18 protein-coding genes are annotated in these 19,119 nt (G+C 32.2%); 8 read left to right on the top strand and 10 right to left on the bottom strand.

The window, feature by feature from the left end; all coding sequences use genetic code 11:
- Positions 1-307: 307 nt before the first annotated feature.
- Both QLQ96_RS21245 and QLQ96_RS21240 read left to right on the top strand, forming a co-directional pair.
- Positions 308-826, top strand: coding sequence for an STM3941 family protein (locus QLQ96_RS21245; protein ID WP_482493125.1), 519 nt, complete (start codon positions 308-310; stop codon positions 824-826).
- A 107-nt stretch (positions 827-933) separates the two neighbouring features.
- Positions 934-1,755 (top strand): phospholipase A, encoded by an 822-nt coding sequence (locus QLQ96_RS21240; protein WP_482493124.1) that lies wholly within the window; start codon positions 934-936, stop codon positions 1,753-1,755.
- On the opposite strand, the gene QLQ96_RS21235 is transcribed toward QLQ96_RS21240, so the two are convergent.
- Both QLQ96_RS21235 and QLQ96_RS21230 read right to left on the bottom strand, forming a co-directional pair.
- Positions 1,752-1,940: a hypothetical protein gene (locus tag QLQ96_RS21235; protein ID WP_482493123.1), complete on the bottom strand. Its 189-nt coding sequence runs from the start codon at positions 1,938-1,940 to the stop codon at positions 1,752-1,754. The two genes, QLQ96_RS21240 and QLQ96_RS21235, sit on opposite strands and share 4 nt — an antisense overlap.
- A 40-nt stretch (positions 1,941-1,980) precedes the next feature.
- Positions 1,981-2,277: a hypothetical protein gene (locus QLQ96_RS21230; protein WP_482493122.1), complete on the bottom strand. Its 297-nt coding sequence runs from the start codon at positions 2,275-2,277 to the stop codon at positions 1,981-1,983.
- A gap of 93 nt (positions 2,278-2,370) precedes the next feature.
- On the opposite strand from QLQ96_RS21230, the gene QLQ96_RS21225 reads away from it, so the two are divergent.
- From QLQ96_RS21225 to QLQ96_RS21215, 3 genes are all read left to right on the top strand, one after another.
- The gene (locus QLQ96_RS21225; RefSeq protein WP_482493121.1) at positions 2,371-2,703 is read left to right on the top strand and encodes a helix-turn-helix domain-containing protein; all 333 of its coding nucleotides are present in this window, start codon (positions 2,371-2,373) and stop codon (positions 2,701-2,703) included.
- A gap of 170 nt (positions 2,704-2,873) precedes the next feature.
- Positions 2,874-3,977, top strand: a complete 1,104-nt coding sequence (locus QLQ96_RS21220) for a fatty acid desaturase family protein (protein WP_482493120.1) — start codon at positions 2,874-2,876, stop codon at positions 3,975-3,977.
- Positions 3,978-4,136: 159 nt separating this feature from the next.
- Positions 4,137-4,784, top strand: a complete 648-nt coding sequence (locus tag QLQ96_RS21215) for a M15 family metallopeptidase (protein WP_482493119.1) — start codon at positions 4,137-4,139, stop codon at positions 4,782-4,784.
- Here QLQ96_RS21215 and QLQ96_RS21210 read toward each other — a convergent pair whose 3' ends face one another.
- From QLQ96_RS21210 to tsaD, 8 genes are all read right to left on the bottom strand, one after another.
- Entirely contained in the window at positions 4,785-5,351 is a 567-nt protein-coding gene (locus QLQ96_RS21210; protein ID WP_482493118.1) for a hypothetical protein, read from the bottom strand.
- A gap of 4 nt (positions 5,352-5,355) precedes the next feature.
- On the bottom strand, positions 5,356-6,537 hold the full coding sequence (locus QLQ96_RS21205; RefSeq protein ID WP_482493117.1) for a THUMP-like domain-containing protein: 1,182 nt from the start codon (positions 6,535-6,537) through the stop codon (positions 5,356-5,358).
- Positions 6,538-6,539: 2 nt separating this feature from the next.
- Complete coding sequence (locus QLQ96_RS21200; RefSeq protein WP_482493116.1) at positions 6,540-7,631, bottom strand: AI-2E family transporter; 1,092 nt, start codon at positions 7,629-7,631, stop codon at positions 6,540-6,542.
- 105 nt (positions 7,632-7,736) lie between these two features.
- Positions 7,737-8,699 (bottom strand): zinc metalloprotease, encoded by a 963-nt coding sequence (locus QLQ96_RS21195; RefSeq protein WP_482493115.1) that lies wholly within the window; start codon positions 8,697-8,699, stop codon positions 7,737-7,739.
- Between the two features lie 296 nt (positions 8,700-8,995).
- Complete coding sequence (locus tag QLQ96_RS21190; RefSeq protein ID WP_482493114.1) at positions 8,996-9,493, bottom strand: TrmH family RNA methyltransferase; 498 nt, start codon at positions 9,491-9,493, stop codon at positions 8,996-8,998.
- Between the two features lie 10 nt (positions 9,494-9,503).
- Positions 9,504-10,142: a DUF4159 domain-containing protein gene (locus tag QLQ96_RS21185; protein ID WP_482493113.1), complete on the bottom strand. Its 639-nt coding sequence runs from the start codon at positions 10,140-10,142 to the stop codon at positions 9,504-9,506.
- A gap of 50 nt (positions 10,143-10,192) precedes the next feature.
- Positions 10,193-10,906: a 16S rRNA (uracil(1498)-N(3))-methyltransferase gene (locus QLQ96_RS21180; protein WP_482493112.1), complete on the bottom strand. Its 714-nt coding sequence runs from the start codon at positions 10,904-10,906 to the stop codon at positions 10,193-10,195.
- Between the two features lie 3 nt (positions 10,907-10,909).
- Positions 10,910-11,932, bottom strand: a complete 1,023-nt coding sequence (tsaD, locus tag QLQ96_RS21175) for a tRNA (adenosine(37)-N6)-threonylcarbamoyltransferase complex transferase subunit TsaD (protein ID WP_482493111.1) — start codon at positions 11,930-11,932, stop codon at positions 10,910-10,912.
- Positions 11,933-12,125: 193 nt separating this feature from the next.
- Here tsaD and QLQ96_RS21170 point away from each other — a divergent pair, with 193 nt between their 5' ends.
- From QLQ96_RS21170 to gap, 3 genes are all read left to right on the top strand, one after another.
- Complete coding sequence (locus QLQ96_RS21170) at positions 12,126-16,670, top strand: translocation/assembly module TamB domain-containing protein (RefSeq protein WP_482493110.1); 4,545 nt, start codon at positions 12,126-12,128, stop codon at positions 16,668-16,670.
- A 308-nt stretch (positions 16,671-16,978) separates the two neighbouring features.
- Complete coding sequence (pfkA, locus tag QLQ96_RS21165) at positions 16,979-17,965, top strand: 6-phosphofructokinase (protein WP_144219088.1); 987 nt, start codon at positions 16,979-16,981, stop codon at positions 17,963-17,965.
- Positions 17,966-18,058: 93 nt separating this feature from the next.
- The gene (gene gap, locus QLQ96_RS21160) at positions 18,059-19,063 is read left to right on the top strand and encodes a type I glyceraldehyde-3-phosphate dehydrogenase (protein ID WP_482493109.1); all 1,005 of its coding nucleotides are present in this window, start codon (positions 18,059-18,061) and stop codon (positions 19,061-19,063) included.
- Positions 19,064-19,119 lie beyond the last annotated feature (56 nt).

Here is a 19,119-nt window from a genome sequence, read left to right as displayed (position 1 = left end):
AACTTTATAATAAAGGTACAAATGACGTTGGCGTACAGAAGTATTTAATTTCAGGCAGAAGTTATACAATTCCCAGTCGTGTAAAAAATTGATGTAGAATAGTTTAAAGAAATAATTCCTTTTAGGCAAATTGTTTCCTTTTATTTTTGAAATCATTCTTTTTCATGGTAATATTTTGAAAATCTAAAAATGCTTTGGTTTGAAAAGTCAATGTTTATGGGAACTTCTAGGTGTTTCAAAAAAAAATATAGTAAATTGCTTCTTCATTTTTTAATTCTAATAACAAATAAAAACTTCTATACGCCCTATGAATGAAGCAATAAATTTATACCGAAATGCCAAGAAAACCAGAAATTTGCTTTTGTACGCCACTGCAATCTGTATTTTATTAGCGATTGCAGTTTTATACGGTATTGGAACTTTTGATGGAATAGTTAAAATAAAACTGTCAATTGCTTCTGGTGCTATTCTTTTAATAATGCTAGTCTTGACATTTAAAATCCTAGTAAGTCTAAAAGATAAATCTCCATTAATACAAGTAGATTCAAATGGTTTTTCAGGAAAGACTACCCCGGTAGCCAAAGCTTTTGGAAGAATAGAATGGGCAGATGTCACAGATTTGCAATTACAGAAAGTAGGAGGTGACACTTTGGTTGCTGTTACAATTGAAAATGTTGCTAAATATGACGGACGTGTTTCTAAATTTCTTTGGAAAATGGCTTATAATGAGCAGTATTCTAAGCTGAATATTATGTACTCTGCTTCAGAAATTGATATTGATGCGGAAAGATTGTACGATATATTTGTAAGTAACTGGAAAAAATAAAAAACCTAAGAAAAAGGGTTGTGAATGGTTTTTATTATTTTTTTAATTATCAAAATAACTTAACTTAGTGTAAATGACATCAAAATAATCTCAAATTTACACGGTTAATGTATTTTAAATATTTATCAATCTTCTTGATTTTAATATCGTTCAAATCTAATTCTCAAATTGTTGAAGAAAAAAAGAATTTTCGAGCGGCAGATTCTTTATTGAAAGAAAATAGTTTTTCAGTTCATAAAGATAATTACTTTTTGACAGGAGTTCCTTTAGATGAACCTATAACGAGAAACTCTGCAGACGTCAAATATCAAGTCAGTTTCAAGCTTAGATTAAATTCTAAGCCTTTATGGGGCGGATTTTTTCCTTATTTAATGTATACTCAAAAAGCTTTTTGGGATATATATGCCAGCTCTAAACCTTTCTCTGAAATTAACTTTAATCCGGGAGTTGCACTTGTTCGACCTTTTTATTTGAAAGGAAACAGATTAACATATGGCTCAATTTCATTTGAACACGAGTCAAACGGAAGAGATTCTATCTATTCACGAACCTGGAATATGATTGCGTTTTCTTTAAAATCTCAAGTTTCGCCAAGGTGGGTTGTTGGAATAAGAGGCTGGATCCCTATCGTAGACAAAGATGATAATCCAGGATTAACCCAATATGTGGGTTATGGAGAAGCCAGTGCAACTTATCAAATAAAACCTAAACGCTGGAGTGCAGATGTGCTTTTTAGAAAAGGAAGCGGACTTATCAATTACGGCTCTCTACAAACACAGCTTAACTGGCGACCTTATAAAGATGAAAATTATTATGTTACCCTTCAATGGTTTATTGGGTATACAGAAAGTTTGATAGATTATCAAAAGCATACCAATATGGTTCGTATAGGTTTTACAATAAAACCAGAAGGAATGGGAATTTTCTAAACATCTGTAAATTTATTTAATTGTATGCTTTTTAATTGACTGAAATATTGTGAATGAATAGTTTGACCTTGAGTATATTGCTCCAAAGTCATTCCGTATAATTTATAAACAGAAGTATATTCAAGATTTGAAACATCTTTTTTTGACTGTAGATTCTTTTTGTTTTTAATGTTTTTCGAAGACATATTCTTACTTTGAAATTTTATATGAATGTTGTGCTAATAATTATTGAGAGGTCAAAAGTTTTATTTTTTCAATTGCTTCTTTGTTTTCATAAGCCACTTCTACTAATGCAAGCAAAATATCATTTCTCAATATCGTTTTATTTCTTACGTTTCTAATTAAAGCCTTAGGAGGAGTAGGCAGTCCTTTTTTGACAATGCAAGCAATGGTAAGATCAACATAGGTAACTGGTAAATGCTTATCTATAAATTCATAAGCTTTTTTATTGTGAGAATTATCTTCTTTAAAATTGTTATTATTGATTAATTTTGACATATCTTTGCTAATTATTAATGACATGGTTATTGGTTATGTAAATGTAGGAATAATATTATATTTATTATTCTTTTTAATGTTAAAAATATATTTTGGTTATATTTTGGATGAATTTTAATGATGATGATGTATCACGAGAAACTAAGTAAATTCTTTAAGGATAAAGGATTAAAACAAAAGGAGGTTGGGGCAATTTTAGGATTTAGCCCTGCAATGATTGGAAGATATTTACATGGAACGGCTAATATTGGTTCTGAATTTATTATTAGCTTAAGTAAAAATTTTCCAGATGTGGATTTGAATGATCTTTTTGCTTCCGATGGGCAAAATATGGTTAATGAAGCTGGAGCGGTTTATGAAAAACAAACTATTTTAAACGATTTGCAAGAAATAGAAGGCCGTATTCATAATATCAGATTGCGTCTGGCGGACAAAAAGTTTGAGGAATAATAAAAAGTTTTCCAAAAAATATCTAACAAATTTAAATTTTATTAGATTAATTAAACCACTCAAATTTGAGTGGTTTTTTGTTTTAATCCACTTCACTTTAATTGATTATATGCCAATGAATTAAGTTTTTTTTTATTAAATTTGGTTAACAATTTCTAGCAGTAACCAACATGGAAAAATTAAAACGACCGGTTTATGTTAAACCAGGAGCGGATGATTTTTTTAAAAAGATGCGTTTAGAAGTGAATGAAACGGTCTTAAAAAATTCGTCCTTGTATGTATTAAATGTTGTGAAGTCTATTGGACTTCTGGCAGTTTTTTTTTTATTCTACGCCTGTATTTTAATTTTTGGGGACCAGACCCCACTTCTATTTCTGTTTTACATTTTGTCTGGTATTACAATGATTGTCTTATTTATAAATGCTTTTCATGATGCTGCGCACGGAGCTTTATTTAAAAAGCCAAAACACAACGAATGGTTTCTGTATGTTTTAGAACTCTTCGGTAGCAATCATTGGCTTTGGATGCGACGTCATATAGGCCTTCATCATGCATATCCAAACGTACCAGATTGGGATGTTGACATCAAACAGAGTGATATTATTAGAATTTTCCCGAACAGCCCGCTGTTTAATCACCACAAGTACCAACACATTTACATGTGGTTTATTTATCCTCTTTATAGCTTAAACTGGCTTTATATTAGAGATTTTAAAGACTTTTTTGGCACAAAGGATAATTATATAAAAAAAGTTGTGGATAAGATTCCAAGGCAAGAAGTTTACAGATTGTTTGCCGCCAAAATCATTAATTTAATTTACCTCCTGTTTATACCAATGATGCTTTTGAATCAGCCGTGGTATATGATTCTTTTTGCTTGGCTATCGATGCATTTATGCGGTAGTGCAACTGGTGTTGTGGCATTGGTTTCGACTCACGTTGATGAAGATGCTCATTTCCCTCATGCAGATGAAGATGGAAACCTTTCAGATACTTGGGTAGTACATCAAATGATTGTCACCAAAGACTTTAGTACAGAAAGCAAATTGGCTAATTTTTTATACGGAGGATTTACGCATCACGTAGCACACCATCTTTTTCCTGCAGTTGGACATACTTATTATCCTTATATTACTCCAATTATAAAACGTTACGCCGAAGAATATGGTCTGCCTTATACTTCATATCCGTTTTATCACGCTGTTCGTTCTCATTTTAGAATGCTGAAAAACAAAGGTGTAAAAGAAAATATTTTAGTTACCGGAGAGATATAATCCTGAAAAGAAATAAAAAAGCGGTTTAGAAAACCGCTTTTTTATGATTCTATTTTTTTTAATTTCGGCATTTCGCGAAAAATTAACTTCAAAGAGAAATTAGGGAAGCCGGTTATTGAGATTTTTTGTTTAATTTCATTTTTTAAAATTTATCTAAAAATGAATCACACTTTAAAAACTTTAGTTTTTTTTCTTTTAGGAATTAGCCTTTTGCATGCTCAAAATGAAGTTTACGCTACTAAAGCTGAAGCTAAAATAGCGGATACAACATTTGTAAATCTGAGAGATTATAGCAATGATTTTATCTGTGATATGAAATATGCAACCGAAGATAATTTCCTAAAAACAAAAGTGTACGATTGTGCAGAATGTATGCTTCGTTTAAAAACCGTAAAAGCATTAATTGCGGCTAATAAAGATTTTCAGAAAAAAGGTTACAAAATCAAATTATATGATTGTTACAGGCCTTTAGATATTCAGAAAAAAATGTGGGAGATTGTATCGAATCCTATTTATGTTGCCGATCCAAAAAAAGGCTCCATCCATAATAGAGGAGGAGCCGTAGATATTTCTTTGGTCGATATAAAAGGAAAAGAAGTTGATATGGGAACTTCTTTTGATTTTTTTGGAACGATGGCCAGTCATAATTTTAAACAGCTTTCAAAAGAAATACTTTCAAAAAGAGCGTATTTAAAAAGTACTATGATTAAAAATGGCTTCAATTCATTTGAATCGGAGTGGTGGCATTATAATCTAAAATCAGGGTTAAAAGATAAAGTGTCCAACCAGAAATGGAAATGCGATTAATTATTCAACGCATTTTATATTTTCTAGGAAATAAGTATTAGGATGCGTAACCTTTCCGTTTAACTCAGATTTAAGCTCTCTTTTTACAATATAATCTTCAATATTGGTAAGGTATTTTACTCGCATAATTGAAATAGGAGACTTTTTCAGTTCTTCATAATTATCTTTCATAAACATAAAAATTCCTGTGTTTACGCGATTATTGAAGCCTTTTTCATCACGAATTAATGTACCGCAATTTTCTTGATTGATGTGCATCAAGGTTACAATTTTTCCGTTTTCTAATTGTAAAAAGATTTTTGAATTTTTATCAAAGCAGTTAGCCTTAATAAAATCTTTACTTTTCTGAATGGCCTGTAAATTTAAAGTAGGCAATCCGTCTGTTTGGGCTAATGAAAAGAAGATGTAATCAAAGTTTCCTCCAAAATATTTTTCACTCATTAAATACTCATTTGTTACTTTGTAGCTTCCAAGAGAGTCATTTACATTTACACTATATTCACAAGGTTTTTGGGCAAATGCGGTTAAGGTTAATAGAAAAAGAGTTAGTGTAATTAGTTGTTTCATTGTATTAGTTTATTTTGGTGCAAATTAAAACTATTTTGTTATCTTTTACATCAGTTGTAAAAAAACAATACAAATTACCTCCATTTTTTATTTTCCATTTTTTTCTAATGTTTTCTACGGTCTCTGGAAAATTGCGTGTGGTTATATTGGCCTGCTTGTTGGCCAGCTCATTTTTCATATCGGTTTTATTGTATGAAATCACTTTTTGAATCTCAAATTTTCTCCCAGGAAAATCAATTAAATTCTCAGAAGTATATAAATGCGAATGTTTATGTAATTTATCAATTTGAAAAGCAATGCTTATTTCATCAAAACCGCCAGATTTCATAATGGCAGCATTTGGTTCGTAAAGATATTTTTTCGGAAAATCAAAAAACGGATATGAGGTTTCATCGCCTAAAACGAACTCAAAAGTTTCTATTTTTTCTTTTAAAATATTAGCTGTTTTTAAGGTTATTCTATCTGAATAATCTTTATGAATCTCAAAAAGAAGTTCCTTAACTTCATTCTCAAGCGCTATAATATGAATGTTCTTTACGTTCTTTAATTCTGACAATCCTGCCGAAATATCCAATAACGGGGCAGTCTTAATTAAAATAGAATCTGATTTTTCGAAATAAAAATCAAGCAGTTCTGGAACATTTGGCAAACAATCTTTTAGCATGAAAACTTTGCCTTTGCTGTCATTTCTTCGGGAAGGATCAATGTAAATCCAGTCAAATTTCTGATTGGTTTCTTCTAATAAATGAATGGAATCGCCAGCATGAAAAGTGCAATTTTCAACTTTTAACCGTTCAAAATTGTGCGATACAATGGCTGATAATTCTTCATTGATTTCACAATGTGTTATCGATTTGAATTTCTTCGAAAAATAATAATCATCAACACCAAAACCTCCGGTTAAATCAATTAGAGTTTCACCAGAAATTAAAGAGGCTTTGTAAGCTGCTGTTTTTTCTGAGGAAGTTTGTTCGACTGAGATTTTACTTGGATAAATTATATTTTCTGCGGCAAACCAAGTCGGAAGTTTTTCTTTAGCTTTTGTTCTCGCTTCAATTTGATTTAAAATTAAAATCCAATCCACTTCTGGAAACGGATTTTTTTGCAGCGCCAATTTTGTTGTATCTGCACCAGTATTTTGAATAATAAATTGTTGAATATCTGGATGCAAAAGGGAAATGTTCAAAGCTAAATTCTTTCGGTTAATACGGATACAATTTTATTGTCAGGAAAAAATTCTTTTAAAATCACTTTAATCATTGTAAATGCAGGAACGGCGATAATCATTCCGACAATTCCAAATGTGATACCACTGATCAGGATTACTAAGAATATCTCTAACGGGTGCGAATTTACGCTTTTTGATGAAATTATTGGCTGACTTACATTATTGTCAATTGCTTGAACTATTAAAAAGCCAATAATTACATAGATTGTCTTTGGTAATATTTCAGATTGAAAATCTTGACCAATCATACTTATCATCGTTAAAATTCCCGCCAAAGTTGTTCCTATAATTGGTCCCAAATATGGAATTATGTTTAGAATTGCGCATAAAAAAGCAATTACAAAAGCATTTTTATTTCCAAAAATCAGTAAGACAATTAGGTACAGAACAAATACCACAATTAATTGTAATAACAGTCCAATAAAATATCGTGTTAGTAAATGGTTTATTTTTGTAATAGAATTTAGAATTTTATCTTCATTTGAATCAGGAAGTATTCTTCTTGCCTGATCTTTAAAAGTCTCTTGATCTTTAATAAAAAAGAAAGTGATAAAAAACACTGATACCAATCCCATTCCCATATCGGCCATGAAATTAATAATTGAATTGATGAAACCTGTAAAATAACTAAAATCAAACAACGAAGTAAGTTTAGAATCTTTTATAATTTTATTTAAGTCAATATGCTGAATATTAAAATATTGTTCAATACTTTGTTCTGTTTGCACAAACTGTGTCTGAAGATGCGCTGTGTCTAAAAGGGATAAATTGTTTGCCTGAGAAATAATTAAAGGAACAAACAATAAAATGAAACCAACAATCAGAAATATAAAAAGGATGATCGTAGTTGATGCGGCCATTGAATTGCTGAATTTGAGTTTGTTTTTTAAAAATAAAATCAGTGGATTAGCAATTAAACATAATAATAAAGAAACGCATAAGTATACAATTACAGTCTGAATTTCATATAAAAAATATAAAACGAGGCCAATTATTAAGATTGTTGCTAGGGCTCTTAAAATTCCTCTCGAAATGGTTTTTGACGTGATCATGATTAAAATTTAGACTATAAATATAGGAAAAAGCATTCTAATACCTAGGCTGAAATAAAAAAAGCGAGATGTTTTCATCTCGCTTTGATTGGTTTTTTGATTCAACTATTGTGCAAATGAGGCTCTTGCTCCTCCAGTTGTAAAAATAGCTGATATTCTGTTTTTTTGTCCAGTTGAAAACATATACATTGCTGCATCATCAACATAATCCATGTAGTTCATTGTCATTTCCACAGGTGTTCCAGTACAAGTGCTGTAGTGTGGGTATGCAGGAACTCCAAAGTTTGAAGTATTATGAGTAGGAGTATCTGCAACAAGATCGCTTCCGCAAGTTGCATCTCCCCAGATATGACGTAAGTTCATCCAGTGGCCTACTTCGTGTGTAGCAGTTCTTCCTAAGTTAAATGGTGCGTTTGCAGTACCAGATAAACCAAAATAACGAGGATCGATTACAACTCCATCAGTTGAAGAAGCACCTCCAGGAAATTGAGCATAACCTAAAATCCCTCCTCCTATAGCGCAAGACCACATGTTTAATTTTGTAGTCGGAGAAGTAGGAGCAATTCCGCCTTGAGCAGTTTTTTTCATTGCATCATTTGTTCCCCAAGAAGTTTTAGTTGTCGATTTTCTAATAACTTGGTCTAAAACAAAAGTGATTCCGATGTTAGCTTTAACTCCTGAGAATAATGCTGGTACATTATTGTAATCTGAGTTTAAAGCATTAAAATCTTTGTTTAGAACATCAATTTGAGATTGAATTTGTGTGTCCGAAATGTTTTGTGCAGCCGTTCTGTAAAGAACATTAACCACCACTGGAATTTCGATCTTTCCATTTACCAAACGGCCTGTAAAACTAGAACCTTCATGCTGTACTGTAAAAGTTTCGATTTCGTTAATTCTAATCGCCAACATTGGGTCGGCTTTTAATTGAGCTTCCAAAACTTCTTGTGTAGCGCATCCTCTTCTAGAAGCAACACTAGCATCTGCGCTATCAGAATCAGATGATTGTTCATTTTGACATGCAAACAGCATTATTGCTGCAAATGTGGTAATAATAACTTTTTTCATAATAATTTGGATTTTTTGTTATAAAAACGTTGATTAGTTAAATAATGTGGCAATTTTATAACAAAAAAATATTGTAGAAAAATATTACAAAGATTATTTTGTGAGAAATTTTATAACCCCTTACAAACATTGATTCTTACAAAAATTTAGTAAAAAATATTAATAAGTTTTTTCCTTCTTTTTTATTTTTTTAATGCATTTCGTCTTGATTATTTGCAGTTTAACGGTTTTTTTGTGTTTACAGAAGTAGTAAATTTTGTGAGGGAAGTGAAAAATCGGTTTTTAAAATGTCTTTTTTACAAAGAAGTAATCTCATAAAGTGCAATACTTGCTGCCTGAACGACATTCATGCTGCTGTTTTTGCCAAACATATTGATGTGTACGATTTGGTGAGAAAGTTTTAAAAGTTCATCAGAAATTCCGTTAATCTCGCTTCCTATCAAAAGTGCGATTTTTTTGTTCTTTGGAATGCTAACTTCTTTTAAAGATTTGCTATTTGAAGCAATTTCTAGTGAAATAATTTCAAAGTCATTATTCAAAAGAAAGGATTGAAGTTCGTTAAAATCTTCAATTACAGAATGAGCCACATGAAGATGCGTGCTTCGCGAAGTTTTATTGATTTTTCTAGGTGTCAGCGGAATGCCTTTTCCGAAAAAGATAATATTTTCAACTCCAAAAGCTTCAGAAATTCTGAATAAAGAACCAATATTTTGCTGAAAGTAAATATGATCGCATACTAAAGTGATGGGAAATGTTTTTCTTTCAAATTGATTTTCTTCGTGAGTCAATTGCACCTTCTAAAATTTAATTAGTAAAAATATAATTGATAATGTTTGCACCCATTTTAAGGGCTTTGTCTCTTACGTTTGCTGGATCGTTGTGAACTTCTGGATCTTCCCATCCATCACCCAAATCACATTCGTAAGTATAAAGTAAAACAAGTTTATTGTCTATAAAAATTCCAAATGCTTGGGGACGAGTGCCGTCATGTTCGTGAATTTTTGGCAATCCGTGTGGGAAAGGAAACGGTTTCTGAAAAATAGGATGATTGGCAGGAATTTCAATTAAATTATTATTCGGAAATATTTTTTTGATTTCTTTTCTAATAAATTGATCCATTCCGTAATTATCATCAATATGCAGAAAACCGCCAGCAGTTAGATAATTTCTCAAGTTTGTGACATCAGCATCGCTAAAAACAACATTTCCGTGGCCAGTCATATGCACAAACGGATACGAAAGCAAATCTGGATTACTTGGTTCTACAGTTGAAGGTTTGTTTTTGATGCGAGTATTAATATTGGCATTGCAAAAACTAATCAGATTGGGTAAAGAGGTAGGATTTGCATACCAATCGCCGCCGCCGCTGTATTTAAGCAAAGCAATTTCTTGTGAAAAAGAAACACTTGAAAAAAGTAATAATAAGTAAAAAAGTCTTTTCATTTATTGTTTGTTTTGTCATTTCTCCTTACGTCGAAATGACAAGATTGTGTTTAGTTTGGTGTTTCATTAAAGAAAACAACGCTATGACAAGCCACAACAGCAGCTGTTTCTGTTCTTAAACGCGTATTGCCTAAAGTTACAGGCTTGTAATTATTTTCTAATGCAAATGCAATTTCCTTTTCAGAAAAATCGCCTTCTGGACCAATTAATATTGTAACATCTTCATTAGGTTTTAAAACCTCTTTCAAGGATTTTTTATCGGTTTCCTCGCAATGCGCAATTAATTGCAAACCATTTTGCTGTTGTTTAATGAAGTCTTTAAACGAAATAGCTTCATTCAATTTTGGAAGAAATGTTTCGTTGCATTGTTTCATTGCCGACAAAATGATTTTTTCGAAACGATCTCTATTAATTACTTTTCGTTCAGAACGATCGCAGAAAATAGGGGTGATTTCTTGAATACCAATTTCAGTAGCTTTTTCTAGAAACCATTCAAAACGATCATTCATTTTGGTTGGAGCAACAGCTAAATGCAAGTGGAATTTTGGCTTTTCGGCATTTTTTATCGAAAGGACTTCAACAGTACATTTATTGTCTGAAGCCAATGTAATTTGGGTTTCGAATAATAATCCAAAGCCATTGGTAACTTGTAGAATGTCTGAGTCTTTCTTTCGAAGAACTTTTATAATATGACGGCTTTCTTCTTTATCAAAAGAAAAACTTTGGGTTGTTTCGTCTATATTCGGATTGAAAAATAACTGCATGATTTAAAATTCGATTCTTGCTTTAGAAACTACAGCAGAAGTTTCAAAACGATTAGATAAGTATTTTTGGTATCCTACAATTCCAATCATTGCAGCATTGTCTGTTGTGTATTCAAATTTCGGTATGAAAGTTTTCCAGCCGTATTTGCTTTCGGTTTCTTTTAATGTCGCTCGAATTCCAGAATTTGCTGAAACTCCTCCGCCAATAGCGATTTGAGTAATTCCGGTTTCTTTTACGGCAAGTTTTATTTTATCCATTAAAATTTCGATAATTGTATGCTGAATAGAAGCGCAAATATCATTCAGATTTTCTTCGATAAAATTTGGATTCAGCTGTTTGTTTTTTTGAATGAAATACAAAATAGCTGTTTTTAATCCAGAAAAACTGAAATCTAATCCCGGAACTTTCGGTTTTGTAAAAGGAAATGCTTTCGGATTTCCTTCTTTCGCATATTTATCGATCAAAGGTCCGCCCGGATAAGGAAGTCCAAGAATTTTGGCACTTTTATCAAATGCTTCACCCACAGCATCATCTGTAGTTTCTCCAATAATTTCCATATCAAAAAAGCTTTTTGCTTTTACGATTTGAGTATGACCTCCACTAATTGTTAAAGCTAAAAAAGGAAATTCAGGTTTGTCAAAACCTTCTTCATCAATAAAATGAGCTAAAATATGGGCATGCATGTGATTTACAGCAATTAGCGGCACATTTAAGGCTAAAGATAATGATTTGCTGAAGGAAGTTCCTACCAATAAAGAGCCCATTAATCCTGGTCCTTGCGTAAATGCGATTGCGCTTAATTGTTCTTTTTGTACATTTGCTTTGCGAAGTGCAGCATCTATCACAGGAACAATATTCTGCTGATGCGCGCGTGAGGCCAATTCGGGAACAACACCTCCGTATTGATTGTGAATTAATTGATTGGCTACAACATTTGACAATACTTTGTCGTTATGTAAAACCGCGGCAGCAGTATCATCGCATGAACTTTCGATGGCTAGAATAAAAACCTCAGGATTTTGCATATAAAGGCACAAATTTTGAATTATATTTGACAAATCAAATTATTAAATTTCTTTGATTTAGGCAGTGCCCAAAATTAAAGAATTTTTATCAAAAACAGCCGTTCTTTGTCTGTTCAAAATAAATTAAAAGAAAAACTAAAATTAAGAAGCTATCAAAAAGGTAAAGAAAATAATATCACGAACCCTAATTGGGTTGATTTTACTTTTGTTAGCGCTTGCTATCATACTATCTCTTCCTGTTGTTCAGACACAGATTGCGAATTATGTTACTAACCGATTAAACGAAGATTACAAGGTTAATATTAACGTTGAAAAAACAGCAATCAATATTTTCGGTGGAGTAAAATTGAAGAATGTGACGATTTTAGATCATCATAAAAAAACGATGATTTATTCGGATATTATTACAACAGATATTGCCAGTTTCAGCAGATTGTTAGATGGAGATCTTATTTTTGGAGATTTGCGTTTAACAGGTTTGATTTTTAATCTGAAAACCTATAAAGGCGAAGACGAGAACAATATCAATAAATTTATTCAGGCTTTCGAAGTTGACAATACACCTAAGAAAAAATCAACGAAACACTTTTTGCTAACGGCCAAAAATGGCTACATCGAAAAAGGAAGATTTTCTGTTGTTGATGAAAATAAAACGACGCCTAAATTTCTTGATTTTACAAAACTAAACGCATATATCAGCGAGTTTAAATTGTATGGCCCAGATGTAAATACAAATATTCACAGGTTTTCGTTTATGGATCACCGCGGTTTGTATGTTTCGAATTTTGCTGGGAAATTTAGTTATACTAAAAAACAGATTAAAGTTGAAAATCTGGCTATAAAAACCAAAAGATCATCAATTTATGGCTTAGCTATTTTAAATTATAAACCATCAGATTTTCTTGATTTTACAGATAAAGTTCGCTTTAATGTTGTGATAGATTCTTCATCTATTGCGACAAACGATATTCGTCATTTTTATGATGGTTTAGGTAAGAATCAGCATTTTAAACTGAAAACAAAATTAGACGGCCCGTTAAATAATATGACGCTTACAAAGTTAAGATTAAGCGATACAAACGGATCAAAAATTAACGGAACAATCAATTTTAGAAATCTTTTAGGAAGCAAAACTCAGAAGTTTTCTATGGATGGAAAGTTTGATAAATTGCTTTCAAGTTATGATGATTTGGTGATTCTTCTTCCTGTTGTTTTAGGAAAAAGGCTTCCGAAGGAAATGAAGAAAATCGGAAAATTTAATATTGTCGGAAAAGCAAAAGTTTCTACTACAGCTTTGGAAACAGATTTTAAAATGGCAACCGATCTCGGAAACGGGCAAGTAGATCTCCATTTAAATAATATGGATTTTATTGACCGAGCTTCTTATTCTGGAAACATCATTTTGACGAATTTTGATCTTGGAACTGTTTTAGGCCGAAAAGATATTGGAAGAACTACCTTGAATCTAGACGTAGATGGAGTTGGTTTTACTGAGAAATATTTGAATACTGTTGTTAAAGGAGATATTTCGAAATTAGATTACAATAAATACACCTATAATAATATTGTAGTAAACGGGAATTTTAAGCTTCCTTATTATAAAGGACAAATTGCGATAAACGATCCGAACTTGAATTTAAGTTTTGATGGTTTGTTGGATTTAAGTAAAAAAGAGAATCGTTACGACTTTCATATTAATGTTGAAAATTCAGATTTACGTAAACTTAAGTTTATTGGTGATTCTATTTCGAAATTTAAAGGAGATGTTGTCGTTCAGCTGACTGGAAATTCAATCGAAAATCTTCAAGGTGATATTTTTATAAATGATGCAGAATATCAAAACCCAAAAGCGACTTATGTTTTTGATCAAGTTAATCTGAATTCAAGTTTTGATGCCGATCGTTTAAGAACAATTACCATTAGTTCGAATGATGTGGTCGACGGAAAAATTGTGGGTAAATTTAGATTTGATCAATTGGATAAATTGGTCATGAATTCTGTTGGTAGTTTATATACCAATTATAAACCTTACAAAGTTAGGAAAGGGCAATTTTTACGTTTTAATTTCCGTGTTTACGATAAAGTCGTTGAAATGCTTTATCCGCAAATAAATATTGATTCGTCTACCGTTGTGCGAGGAAAAATAGATTCTGATTTACAGGAATTTAAATTCCGTTTCAGATCGAAAAAAATTACAGCAGACAAAAATACATTTGATAATATTCGCATTAATATCGATAATAAGAACCCGCTTTATAATGCCTATGTCGAATTAGATAGTATTAAAACGCCTTATTATAAAATACGTGATTTTAACTTGATTAATGTTACGGCAAATGATACTCTTTATGTGCGTTCGGAGTTTAAAGGTGGAAATAAAGGAGAAGATTACTTTAATCTAGACTTGTATCATACAATAGATAAGAGTAAAAACAATATTATCGGAATTAAGAAATCTGAAATGAAGTTTAAGGACTATATCTGGCACTTAAACGAAGACGCTGAAAAAGATAATCAGATTATAATTGATCAGTTTTTTAAAAATTTCACGTTTGATAATATCGTATTATCTCACGAAAATCAGAAAATTGATCTTAACGGAGTTATAAAAGGCGCCGATTATAAAGATTTGGAACTGACTTTTGAAGATGTAGATATTAATAAAATTACACCTGTAAATTCCAAATTTGTATTCAATGGTAATTTGAATGGAAGTGTGAATTATAAACAAAATAAAAATGTTTATCAGCCTACGGCATCCATTAAAATCGATCATTTGGTTATGAATAAAACAGAATTGGGTACGCTTAATTTTGATATTTCTGGTGACGAGAGCTTTAAAAAATTCACTGTCAATTCGTCCATACAAAATGGTTTTACAGAATCGTTTAGAGCAAACGGAACTTTTGCTGTAGAAAATAAAGAAACCATTATGGATATGAGTTTGAAACTAGAGGGTTTCAATCTGGCCACATTAGGAACTATCGGAGGTGATGTTATATCTAATGTTCGTGGTACTGTTTCTGGAAATGCAGCCGTTGTCGGGAATTTGAAAAAACCAGAAATCAATGGACGTCTTTATGTAGAAAAAGCAGGAATGACAATTCCGTATCTGAATACGGATTATGAGTTGAGCGATCGAACCGTAATTGATTTGACTAACGAAAAATTCTTATTTAGAAATAACCAGCTAACCGATACTAAATATGGTACGAAAGGTTTGCTGAATGGAAGCATTGAGCATAATAATTTTGGCGATTGGAAATTAGATTTAAATATCACTTCTAAACGATTATTGGCGCTTGACACAAAAGACAGTGACGATGCTGCTTATTTTGGAACGGCATTTATAAACGGATCGGCTAGTATAAAAGGTCCTGTAGATGCTCTGTTTATTAAGGTAGATGCAAAATCTGAAAAAGGCACCGAGGTCAAAATACCAATAAACAATACGCAAAGTGTTGGTGAAAGCAGCTGGATTCATTTTGTGACGCCAAAAGAAAAGTATAATCTGGCCAATGGAATTGTAGAAAAAACAAGAGATTATAACGGACTTGAGCTCGAATTTGATTTCGATATTACGCCAGATGCCGAAGTAGAAGTTATTCTAGATCGAAATTCTGGGCATGGTATGAAAGGAAAAGGATATGGATCGCTTTTGTTTAAAATCAATACTTTAGGTAAATTTAATATGTGGGGAGATTTCCAGGCATACGAAGGAACTTATAATTTTAAATATGGCGGACTTATCGATAAAAAGTTTACGGTTAAAAAGGGAGGTTCGATTATTTGGGAAGGAAACCCGATGCGTGCTCAGCTGAATTTAGAAGCTGTTTATAAAACGCAAGCCAATCCAGCAGTACTTTTGGATAATACTTCTTCTTTCAATAAAAAAGTTCCTGTAGAAGTTGTTATCGGATTGCGAGGCGATTTGGCTAGTCCAGAGCCTAATTTCGATATTCAGTTCCCTTCTGTTAGTAATGTTTTAAAATCTGAAATACAATATAAACTCGACGATAAAGATATTCGTCAGACTCAGGCGCTTTATTTGCTGTCAACGGGATCATTTATGAGTACGGACGGATTTAGTCAGGGAGATTTCTCTGGAACATTAACAGAAACAGCTTCGAGTTTGTTGGGAGGAATTATCAAATCGGATAATGATAAGGTAAATATCGATTTAAATTATATTGCTGCAGATAGAAGAACAGGGCAGGAGGTTGATGGTCAGTTTGTGGCCAATATTTCGTCTCAGGTAAATGAACGTATTACAATTAATGGTAAGCTAGGGGTTCCTGTTGGAGGTGTAAACGAATCTGCAATTGTTGGTGATATTGAGATCTTGTACCGTGTAAATGAAGATGGTACAATGAACCTTCGTTTATTCAATAAAGAAAATGACATTAATTATATAGGACAAGGAATTGGTTATACGCAAGGGGTCGGTATTTCGTATGAGGTAGATTTTGACACCTTTAGTGAGTTGGTAAATAAGCTATTTAAAAGCCATAAAATCGAAAAAGCGGTAAAAGGTTCTTCTTCTGCTGATCAAATGCAAGATTCTTATATGAATCCGGACTATATTAATTTTACAAGTAAGAAAGAATCAGATAAAAACAAGAAAAAGGCTAAAGAAGACGAGGAGAAAAGAAAAAAAGAAGAAGAAAAGAAGAAGAAAGACCAGCCGCAAACTACTCCTAGCAATAATCAAGGTATGATTCCAGATAATGATTATTAACACTTTGTTAAAAATATACTTTTATAAACCATTATTCTCATAATGGTTTTTTTTGTGCTAAATTTAGGCACTCTAATAAAATTTTCCATGTGAGCGGGAAATTCTGATTTTTATAACACTTCATAGGGGTATTGTTAATTTTGACGATTTAATTAAAAAAATACTGTTTTATTATTTTTAATGAAATTTTTTCCTAGAAAAAACTTATTAACGAAAACGTTTGAATTTAACAGATTTTATTAATTTATGATAACTGCAACCCGAAAAGTGATGAATGTTTGCTAATTTTACACTTTAATACTTAAATAATGCCAAAAACAATAAAAAAAGTAGGTGTTCTTACCTCAGGAGGAGATTCACCTGGAATGAATGCTGCAATACGATCAGTTGTTCGAACTTGCGCATACCATAATATAGAATGCATCGGAATTTATAGAGGGTATCAAGGAATGATTGAAGGAGACTTCAAGGAAATGGGACCACGAAGCGTAAATAATATTGTAAACAAAGGTGGAACGATCTTAAAATCGGCTCGTTCAGTTGAGTTTAGAACCCCTGAAGGTAGAAAAAAAGCACACGAAAACCTTGTTAAGGCTGGTGTAGATGCTTTGGTTGTGATTGGTGGAGACGGAAGTTTTACTGGAGGATTGATTTTTAATTCAGAATTTGATTTCCCAGTAATGGGAATCCCTGGTACAATTGATAACGATATTTATGGTACAAGTTTTACTTTAGGGTATGACACTGCTTTAAATACTGTTGTAGACTGTATCGATAAAATTAGAGACACAGCGAGTTCTCATAACCGTCTTTTCTTTGTAGAAGTTATGGGTAGAGATGCGGGTCACATTGCTCTTAATGCAGGTATTGGTGCTGGAGCAGAAGAAATCCTTATTCCTGAAGAAGATTTAGGTTTAGATCGTCTTTTAGATTCACTTCAAAAAAGTAAAGCATCAGGAAAATCATCAAGTATTGTTGTTATTGCTGAAGGAGATAAAATTGGTAAAAACGTATTCGAATTAAAAGATTATGTTGAAGCTAATTTACCTGAATACGATGTGCGTGTTTCTGTACTAGGACACATGCAGCGTGGTGGTTCTCCATCTTGTTTTGACCGTGTTTTAGCAAGCCGATTAGGAGTTAAAGCTGTAGAATCTTTAATTGAAGGTAAATCTAACTATATGGTTGGACTTCGTGAAGATAAAGTAATCTTAACGCCGCTTGAGCAAGCAATTAAGGGTAAATCAGAAATTGATAGAGAATTATTAAGAGTGTCTGACATCATGTCGACATAACCAATATAAAGTTTAAAAAGAAAGAGAAGTTTATTGTGAGGAAATTAGACTTTCAATTAGTGTAATAAAAACAAAAGCAAAAAATTTAGTAAAATGTCAAAAGTAAAATTAGGAATAAACGGATTTGGACGTATTGGAAGAATCGTTTTCAGAGAATCTTTCAATAGAAATAATGTAGAAGTTGTTGCAATCAACGACTTGTTAGACGTAGATCATTTAGCTTACTTATTAAAATATGATTCAGTTCACGGTCGTTTCGACGGAACTGTAGAAGTTAAAGAAGGAAAATTATATGTAAACGGAAGAAACATCCGTATCACTGCTGAAAGAAATCCAGCAGACTTAAAATGGAACGAAGTTGATGTAGATGTTGTTGCTGAATGTACTGGTATCTTCACAACTATCGAAACAGCAAATGAGCACATTAAAGGTGGTGCTAAAAAAGTAATCATTTCTGCTCCATCTGCAGATGCTCCAATGTTTGTAATGGGGGTTAACCACGAAACTGCTAAAGCTTCTGACGTAGTTGTTTCTAACGCTTCTTGTACTACAAACTGTTTAGCGCCTTTAGCTAAAGTAATCAATGATAACTTCGGAATCGTTGAAGCTTTAATGACTACTGTTCACGCTACAACTTCAACTCAAATGACTGCTGACGGACCTTCTAGAAAAGACTGGAGAGGTGGACGTGCTGCTGCAATCAACATCATTCCTTCTTCAACAGGTGCTGCAAAAGCGGTTGGAAAAGTTATTCCAGAATTAAATGGAAAATTAACAGGTATGGCTTTCCGTGTACCTACTGCTGACGTTTCTACAGTAGATTTAACGGTAAAAGTAGCTAAAGAAACTTCTTATGAAGAAATTATGGCTGTTTTGAAAAAAGCTTCAGAAAACGAATTAAAAGGTATCTTAGGTTATACTGAAGATGCAGTTGTTTCTCAAGATTTTATCTCTGACAAAAGAACTTCTATCATCGATGCTACTGCTGGAATTGGTTTAAATTCAACTTTCTTCAAATTAGTATCTTGGTATGACAATGAGTACGGATACTCAAGCAAATTAATTGATTTATCTGTACATATTGCAGGTTTAAAATAATAATATATATTTTTGCAAAATCCCGTTACTTAAAATAACGGGATTTTCTTATTTTG

This window comes from Flavobacterium sp. B167r, from assembly GCF_056824315.1.
The sequence above is the reverse complement of the archived record's forward strand: the minus strand, read 5'-3'. Positions and strand labels throughout refer to the sequence as shown.

What these genes read in the sequence shown, in the direction of transcription:
- QLQ96_RS21215 (WP_482493119.1), top strand. Translation starts at nt 4,137, where the DNA reads ATGAATCACACTTTAAAAACTTTAGTTTTTTTTCTTTTAGGAATTAGC.
- QLQ96_RS21185 (WP_482493113.1), bottom strand. Translation starts at nt 10,142, where the DNA reads ATGAAAAGACTTTTTTACTTATTATTACTTTTTTCAAGTGTTTCTTTT.
- QLQ96_RS21180 (WP_482493112.1), bottom strand. Translation starts at nt 10,906, where the DNA reads ATGCAGTTATTTTTCAATCCGAATATAGACGAAACAACCCAAAGTTTT.
- QLQ96_RS21240 (WP_482493124.1), top strand. Translation starts at nt 934, where the DNA reads ATGTATTTTAAATATTTATCAATCTTCTTGATTTTAATATCGTTCAAA.
- QLQ96_RS21195 (WP_482493115.1), bottom strand. Translation starts at nt 8,699, where the DNA reads ATGAAAAAAGTTATTATTACCACATTTGCAGCAATAATGCTGTTTGCA.
- QLQ96_RS21235 (WP_482493123.1), bottom strand. Translation starts at nt 1,940, where the DNA reads ATGTCTTCGAAAAACATTAAAAACAAAAAGAATCTACAGTCAAAAAAA.
- QLQ96_RS21225 (WP_482493121.1), top strand. Translation starts at nt 2,371, where the DNA reads ATGATGATGATGTATCACGAGAAACTAAGTAAATTCTTTAAGGATAAA.
- QLQ96_RS21220 (WP_482493120.1), top strand. Translation starts at nt 2,874, where the DNA reads ATGGAAAAATTAAAACGACCGGTTTATGTTAAACCAGGAGCGGATGAT.
- QLQ96_RS21245 (WP_482493125.1), top strand. Translation starts at nt 308, where the DNA reads ATGAATGAAGCAATAAATTTATACCGAAATGCCAAGAAAACCAGAAAT.
- tsaD (WP_482493111.1), bottom strand. Translation starts at nt 11,932, where the DNA reads ATGCAAAATCCTGAGGTTTTTATTCTAGCCATCGAAAGTTCATGCGAT.
- QLQ96_RS21230 (WP_482493122.1), bottom strand. Translation starts at nt 2,277, where the DNA reads ATGTCATTAATAATTAGCAAAGATATGTCAAAATTAATCAATAATAAC.
- QLQ96_RS21210 (WP_482493118.1), bottom strand. Translation starts at nt 5,351, where the DNA reads ATGAAACAACTAATTACACTAACTCTTTTTCTATTAACCTTAACCGCA.
- QLQ96_RS21200 (WP_482493116.1), bottom strand. Translation starts at nt 7,631, where the DNA reads ATGATCACGTCAAAAACCATTTCGAGAGGAATTTTAAGAGCCCTAGCA.
- gap (WP_482493109.1), top strand. Translation starts at nt 18,059, where the DNA reads ATGTCAAAAGTAAAATTAGGAATAAACGGATTTGGACGTATTGGAAGA.
- pfkA (WP_144219088.1), top strand. Translation starts at nt 16,979, where the DNA reads ATGCCAAAAACAATAAAAAAAGTAGGTGTTCTTACCTCAGGAGGAGAT.